The organism is Mariniflexile sp. (genome assembly GCF_041583155.1).
GTDB lineage: Bacteria > Bacteroidota > Bacteroidia > Flavobacteriales > Flavobacteriaceae > Mariniflexile.
On the sequence record NZ_JBFHGK010000083.1, the window covers coordinates 1 to 7,615 of the forward strand.

Annotated in this window: 7 protein-coding genes; all 7 read right to left on the minus strand. The window is 31.1% G+C overall.

The window, feature by feature from the left end; all coding sequences use genetic code 11:
- Nucleotides 1-168: 168 nt before the first annotated feature.
- Nucleotides 169-1,245, minus strand: a complete 1,077-nt coding sequence (locus ABYI63_RS16850; protein ID WP_372758029.1) for a glycosyltransferase — start codon at nucleotides 1,243-1,245, stop codon at nucleotides 169-171.
- The gene (locus ABYI63_RS16855; RefSeq protein WP_372758030.1) at nucleotides 1,242-2,363 is read right to left on the minus strand and encodes a glycosyltransferase family 4 protein; all 1,122 of its coding nucleotides are present in this window, start codon (nucleotides 2,361-2,363) and stop codon (nucleotides 1,242-1,244) included. The genes ABYI63_RS16850 and ABYI63_RS16855 overlap by 4 nt, the downstream gene beginning before the upstream one ends.
- Nucleotides 2,360-3,361 (minus strand): glycosyltransferase family 2 protein, encoded by a 1,002-nt coding sequence (locus tag ABYI63_RS16860; protein WP_372758031.1) that lies wholly within the window; start codon nucleotides 3,359-3,361, stop codon nucleotides 2,360-2,362. The genes ABYI63_RS16855 and ABYI63_RS16860 overlap by 4 nt, the downstream gene beginning before the upstream one ends.
- On the minus strand, nucleotides 3,354-4,376 hold the full coding sequence (locus ABYI63_RS16865) for an exostosin family protein (RefSeq protein ID WP_372758032.1): 1,023 nt from the start codon (nucleotides 4,374-4,376) through the stop codon (nucleotides 3,354-3,356). Before ABYI63_RS16865 ends, ABYI63_RS16860 begins: the two co-directional genes overlap by 8 nt.
- A 10-nt stretch (nucleotides 4,377-4,386) precedes the next feature.
- Nucleotides 4,387-5,907: a glycosyltransferase family 2 protein gene (locus ABYI63_RS16870; RefSeq protein ID WP_372758033.1), complete on the minus strand. Its 1,521-nt coding sequence runs from the start codon at nucleotides 5,905-5,907 to the stop codon at nucleotides 4,387-4,389.
- Nucleotides 5,888-7,045 (minus strand): glycosyltransferase family 4 protein, encoded by a 1,158-nt coding sequence (locus ABYI63_RS16875; RefSeq protein ID WP_372758034.1) that lies wholly within the window; start codon nucleotides 7,043-7,045, stop codon nucleotides 5,888-5,890. Before ABYI63_RS16875 ends, ABYI63_RS16870 begins: the two co-directional genes overlap by 20 nt.
- The coding region (locus tag ABYI63_RS16880) for a glycosyltransferase family 4 protein (protein WP_372758035.1) at nucleotides 7,042-7,615 on the minus strand (574 nt) is incomplete at its 5' end. The genes ABYI63_RS16875 and ABYI63_RS16880, both read right to left, overlap by 4 nt.

A 7,615-nucleotide genomic window follows, 5' to 3' on the forward strand; every position in this document is an offset into this window, starting at 1 on the left:
AGGCTGTTAGCACATAAAACGTTTTGTATTTTTTAGAAGCCATTAAAATTTTATAACTAAAAAAAACAGTAATGAATAAAAAATACCCTACCGCTAATGGTTTAATTAAAAAAACCATGATAGCGATGACTACATGAAAAATAAGAAGCTTTGAATATAGCGACAATTTCATATTAGGTGTTTTTTGTATATATTAAGTAGTGATTCCATCACGTTTGTTTCTGAAAATGTCGACATAACTTTTAAATGTAAATTTTCGGCAACTTGATTCCTCAAATCTAAATCATTAATATAAACTAGCAATGCTTCAGCTAATTCTTTAGAGTTTTGAGCGTCAACTAAAATCCCTTCGGCTTTATTTGAAATCACGTTTTTACAATCGCCTACATTAGTTGCAACAACGGGTAATTTTGCTAAACCATATTCTAATAAAGCTACTGGTAAGCCTTCCGATTTTGAAGCTAAAACGCCAATAGAACTTTGACTTAAAATATGATACACATCGGGACGACTTCCGTAAATAAAAACATGGTTTTCTAAATGCTGTTGCAAAATGATTCTTTTTATAGTTTTATAATAATCATCTTCATTATAATGTCCAACCAAGTGTAATGTCCAATCAGGCTTAAGTGCCCTAACTTCAATAAAAGCATTTAGCAAATTGATATGGTCTTTTTGAGGTCTTAAGTTTGCTAAACAAATAATTCGCTTGTTATCTTCCCCTTTTAATTCTGTTTCGGCTTTCACATCATTTGCACGTGCAAAATTTGGTAAATAACTCACGGCTTTAATTTGAAGTACATTTTTCGACCAGTTTTCTAGTTTCGTATTCACGGTTATAACATGACTAAAAAACCATGAACAACATTTTAAAACTAATATAGGTCGATTCCTTAAAAACTCACTTTCCCCATAGTGATCATGCCAAATTAATAAAACTCTTGGATTTAAAACTTTGATGATTGTCCCAATAAAAAAAGAGGAGGCATGCGCATGTAGCTTATCAATTCTCTCCGCTTTAACAAACTTATGAAGTCTTTTTATAGCCTTAAAATCTAATGTCGATTTTCTTTTTAAAAACAAATACCCAACATCTTTTAAGATACTGTCCTTAAGCAATCCTTCTTCCCTGGTCGCACACAAATACGATTTATCTATGCGTGTTGATAAAGCATTCGCGTAATTTACCGCCACACGTTCGGCACCTCCAGCATGCAAAGAATCTATAAGTTGTAATACTTTCATGATGGGTTTATCAATTTAGAAATTTCGTTTTCAAACACATATAATGTATAGTTTTGCGACCATTTAGCAGCCCATTCAGACATCAATTCTAATTCATCAATAGCTTTCAACGCGTTTAAAATACTGTTTATAGCTTCCGTCAAATTTGGGTCTATTAAAATTCCTCTTTTTCCAAAGTCCAACATAAAAGGCACACACGACACCGCGGAGGCAATAGGAATTGTTCCAAAAAACATCGCTTCGGCAATGGCTTTGGGCCAACCCTCCGATTTGGATGCTAATATTGAAAAATGGGCTGTTTTCAAGGTTTCTTTTATAATGTCTTTGGATTGGTTTCCATGCAAGCTAATGATAGTGTCCAGCTTATGTTCTGCTATATAGTGCTGTAGCGCTTTTTTTAGAACACCATCACCATAAACATCCAAATGCACACGTTTTCCTTGTTTGTGTAAAGCTTCTACGATTTGAATTGCCAATAAAGGCCGTTTTCCTGCAACCAAACTCCCTGTGTAAACAAATTTCAATACGCCCAAATAGTTTCTCCTTCTAGGTTTTTCTATTTCAGAATTACTGTATGTGGCCGTAAAAAACGGTTTAATATTTTTTGATTGCTGTTCCCAATTACCATACACCAAAACCTGTATATTTCTTGTTAAAAACGTATTGCTTAAAATCCATTTCTGAATCTTATAACTAACAGGTTGTTTTGCTCTGGGGTCCCAATTACCGGCATATTTAGCTGTTTTTATTTTCTTAGGAAAAAATATCTGAACAACACACCCCAACAAACCTATATTTCCCGGACAACGTAGATGAATGTGATCTGCCCTTTGACAAGCTTTAAATATCCTAAAAAAAATTATTGGGAGTTTTAATAGTGATTCTAATATTTTAGTGACCGATGTAAATTCAATGGAAGGAATTTTACAAAAACTTAGATTTTCATGCTGGTAAGCCATCTCTATCTTTGAAACAGGTTGGGTCTCGAATGGTGCTACAATTTCTACAGTGTCCACATATTTTAACCAAATATTCATTTCACGCACGAATGGGGCATAACTAAACAAAGCAGTATCTTTAGTTTTATGAAAGGCATGAGATAGAATTAAAAAGTTCATCGTACTATTTTTGGCTTATTAAACAAAAGCGTAAACCATCCAACAAAGCGCCCTAAACTTTCGGTAAATGCTTCTTTTTTATGGTGTGTCGTAAAAACGTTTAACAGTCTTAATTTAGTTAATAATATAGCTGTTGCATGCCACTTAAATTTTGCTTTTAAAGAGGGTTTTGGGTATTTAACCCTCCAAACATACCAACCATTTCTAATTACCATTTTACCGTAATGATATAGATTTGGACGACCAGAACCATCGTGATAATGTGCTAGTTGTGCATTCGTATTGACGTAAAGATTGCCTATTTTGGCTAAACGTAATGAAAAATCGGCATCCTCATATAAGCCATAGCCTTCAAAATAAGTTGAAAACTTAAGGTTTTTAAAAACTTCTTTTCTATAACTGGAAACACCTCCCATAAGTTGTTCTACTTGATATGTTTTTCCTGAGGGTGGTAAAAAGCTAATGGAACGCCCATGCGAAAACGAAGGCATAAAACCAGGTTTAGCATCTGGTAGCAAACCAAAAAGTTTACGAATTTTAAAACGTGATGGTTCTTCACGCATCCATCCATCGTAATAAAACTTCGAGGAATTATTGGTTTGATCGGACAACGCCCATTTTACTTCATTAGTTATATATCCGCCAATGGCCAAGGCATCTGGTTTGTCTGTATAGGTTTTTATTAAATTTTCAAAATAATGGGTCTCTAAAACAATGTCATCATCTAAAAAACAGATTATTTCTGAACCTTCTGAAACCTGCTTTACTCCAAAATTACGTTGTTTAGTTAAACCTCTATGCGCTTCATCAACTTTAAAAAACTTTAAATTTTGATATGGATTTTCTTCTAAAATAGTCTGAGTTTTATTATTATTAGAACCATCGATAATTAAAATTTCATTAGGATAAACCGTCTGCTTTTGCACCGATTGCAATAATTTAAGCAAAGGTTGGGGTCGCAAGTAAGTACAAATAACTAATGAAAAACTTCTAATCATATTTTATAAATTCTTGATATATTAATTTATAATAAGAATCACGTCTTAAAAAATTCAACCACAACTCCCTATTTAATTCTTGCAACTTTACAAATTCTAAATTTGATAACTTATTATGAAAGCTTAAAATTTGCTCCTCTAAAGAATCATTTTTATTAATAATCACACAATGCTTACTCCAATCTATGATATTTTCTAGTGGTAACCTACAGTCTGTATCAATTAATATAGGAATGCGTCCTGTGGCTAAGGTTTCGTAAAATCTCACAGAAAAATTACCAACTCCTCTAAGACAAAATGTATAAGCATTGTTATAAATATTATTATAAAAAATCTGAGCAGATTTTATTTTATCTTCTTCTGTTTTCACACCATCTCTATACTGCTTACACATCATAAACTCAGTATTTACAAATTCACTTTTTCTTAACTTATCTAGATAATATGCACGTTTAATACTTGATGGATAAAAAGACTGTTTATCAGCTAATATAAATTTGAAAGTTCGATTAATCGTATATTTTAAAAAATTTATATACTCTTTAATGTATTTAAGTATTCCAGATTGTGCATGCCCCACAAACCCAATACTTGGCTTTTCTTCTTTTTTTATCGGCTTAAACTCTGCTTTTAAATGGGTAAAATAAGGATCGTTTATAAAGGAAGGCATAATAAACGTTTTTTTATCTAATTTACTATCAAATCCACCTAATCTAAACACATAACTATTTGCTATATAAGTTGTTAAACCATAATCACCACCTGTATATAACCAAATAGGCTTATCATTTTTTTTTGATAAAAGCAATAAATTATTTAATTCCTTTCTATGGCTTAAAAATTGCACGTAATTTATTGGAAAAACAACTACATCACTTTCAGATATATTATCAACCAATTCAAAGTATTCTAATAACGTATTGTCTTTGAGAAAATGCAAGTCAAGTAATAATGGAAATATTTGCCGCCTATACTTTTTATTTAAAAAAGTATAATCTGTGTAAATTTTAATCATACTATTTTTATTATATTACACTCGCCCAATACTCACTTAATTTCCAACGCTTTTTATAATCTTTAATATACAAAATTGGATTTTTTATGGAGCTTGACTTGTAAAATCTTAGACCTAAAATAAACTTATATCCAAGTAATTGTTTTGATGTAAAATAAGTTTTATACAATAATTGTATTGTAGGTGATGGTTTTGGCGCAAGAATCTCATCATCCCAAAGTTGTTTAACTTTTGTTCTATAGCCGCCCGATTGTGCTTTTAAATGGATTATTTTAATATTTGCATAAAAAATCACATCTTCACCTATATTACGTATTTGCATTCCAAAATCTGTATCTTCTCCAAAATTGAACTCATATCTAGTATCAAATGCTACTTTTTTCAATATATCTGATTTTAAAATGCTATTACCCCCTCCAAAAATTTGAGTTTGAGATGTTTTTAAATATGTTTGCTGCTCGCCTTGTTGTAAGCAAACCGTAGTGCCTACTTTTTGTCCTGTAATTTCTACTGCATTAAATAAATCTTCAAACAACAACTTGTTAAACCTAATATCATCATCTCCAAAAAAACACCAATCACTTTCTACTTGTGACAAAGCTATATTTCGTGCATTACAAACACCTAACTTATTAATTAAAGTATGCTTAACATTAAATGGCCATTTTTCATTATTTAAATAATCTAATTCTGAGTCATTGTCCTTATTAATATTTTGTTCGACAATTATTACATTTTTAGGTAAAATTGTTTGATTAGATAAATCTTTTAAAACATCATATAAATACTTTTTCCGACCTAACGTTGGTATAACTACATCTATGTTTCTTTTTAAACATTCTCCTTTTTCTAAACTAATCCTTTCAACTTCAATTGTAAATTCACTTAATATCCTTTTATAAAAAAGAGATTTAAATAATGAAAAAAAAGTTGTTTTCTTATCATAAATAAAAAAGCATAAAAAGAGAACTACAACCCACTGTAATTTATAATGTTGCTTAACAAATTTAAAAAGTATAGATACTGATGCTTTTGGTGATTCACTAACAAAAGTTGGGCGCTTTAAAATTTTTGGTTCAGAATAACAAAACAAACCATTCGGCATTCCTAATTTAGAAATAGAATTTAATACATAATCTAAACTATTCGTTTTAGAAATTAATCCTTCAAATTTTAATAATTGCTCACCATAAATAGCACCTACTAAACTACTCATAATCCATGTAGGATATTTAACCTTTTTATTTATCTTTAAAAAGGGCGAAAAATCCACATAACCAATTTGTATGGGAAAATATTGATTTCCCCCATATGAAATCATCATATTCTTAAGATAAAATACTTCTTTCACCGCCTTTAAATTCAAATTCATCCTTTGTTCTTCATTACACCATACCAAAATACGGTACGGGTATTTGCACGCTAATAAAAACAAAGAAGGAACAACCTCATGATTTATAAACTCTGAAAGAACTACTCCTTCTCCTTTGATATCTACTATTTTTTTATCCTTATAATATACAACGATCATTGGTTATTAATTTTTTATAAAATATCACTGATTGTTTAGCTACTTCCTCATCTCTAAAGTTCTTTAGTACTTTAAGTCTTGCTGCTAGTCCAAACTGCATTCTTCTATTAGGCCTATTTAATAGATCAACAATATTATTAGCATAATGCAGATGGGATTTTGGATGCACCAAAAACCCTTCTTTCCCATCTTCTATCATCTCTGTGGCCCAACCAATATTAGAAGCTACAATAGCCTTTCCCATCGCCATAGCTTCTAACCATGAAACGGGAAAAGCTTCCGCAAATGATGGAAAGACACATACCGTCGCATCCTTTATTAAATTTTGAATTTTAAAATAATCGACAGGACCCAAATAAGTCACTTTTCTTAAAGCAGTTTCATTAAATAGTGTTAGCATTAATTGCCATGTAGAAGACCTAGCTGTTTTTATATCCGCACTATCTTTTCCAACAAGAATTAATTCTACATTCTTATTAGAATTATGAACCAAATTAAATATTTCTGGTAGTTCTAAAAGACCTTTTTTTCGAATAATCGTACCAAAATACAATATACTTAATGTATTAGATTCACTTTGTTTCGGTTCGAACAAAGTGGCGTCAATACTATTATGAATGACCGTAAAATTTCGATTTATCCCAAACAATTCATTGGTTAAATGCCCTGTAAAAGCACTCACACTAATAATTCCGTCGGCATTTTTTAGCGCACGTTTTTCTAAGAATTTGTTTTTAAACTTCACCTTTCGCTTGTCTAAATAACAAAAATAGGTATCACTTCCGTGCTCTTTGATAACCAAAGGGCATTTTGGCTTTATAAACGCCGTAAACCCCGTCCAATCGGGTGCTTCAACGATATCGATTTTACCAGAATCATATAAAGAATTAATTAATTTCTCCACTTTTTTCTGTGTAAGTATAAGTGATAAACCTTTTAGTTTAATATTCTTTATTCTATAAAAATGAATACCGTCTTCTATAAAATAATCGTCTTGATTTTGTTGGTAAACTAGAACACTAACCTCATGACCTAAACTCAATAATGCTTTTGATAAATTGAAAATACTGGTTCCAATGCCTCCTGCGGTGCCTGTTTTAGGATGCGGATATTCTGGGGTAAGGAATGCTATTTTCATAAATCTAAAAGTTTCATGTGATTTTTAACCATCAAATCAATGGAAAACTTGTTTTCTATAAGCGATCTCGTGTTTCCTAATATGCATAGTTTCCCTTCTATAATCTCAGTAAGTAATTCCGACAACCCTTTAACATCTTTGGTTTTAAATATAAAGCCATTGCTATTAGGTGTAATAACTTCTAAATTACCGCCAACTGGAGTTGTTATTACCGGAATGTTTGCCGCTAAACTTTCTAAAATTGATAAGCTAAAACACTCCATATGTGTTGGTTGAATGAGATAGTCATAATGTTGATAAAATGCATTTAAATTCGACTGACTTCCTTTAAAATTAAAATTATTTCCAAGCTTATATTTGGTAACCAACTGAAGCAAGTCCTTTTTATACGGTCCGTCGCCATAAATTTCGATTTTTAAAACAGATTTCAAATCATCGCGTAATAAATTAACAGCAGCAATTAAGTCTTGAATACCTTTTGACGCTCTTAAATGAGACACCACTAAAAATCGGGGGTTTAACTTTCGTCTTTCGGTAGTTTTTGGAGGAATGTTATCAATTAAAATCCCA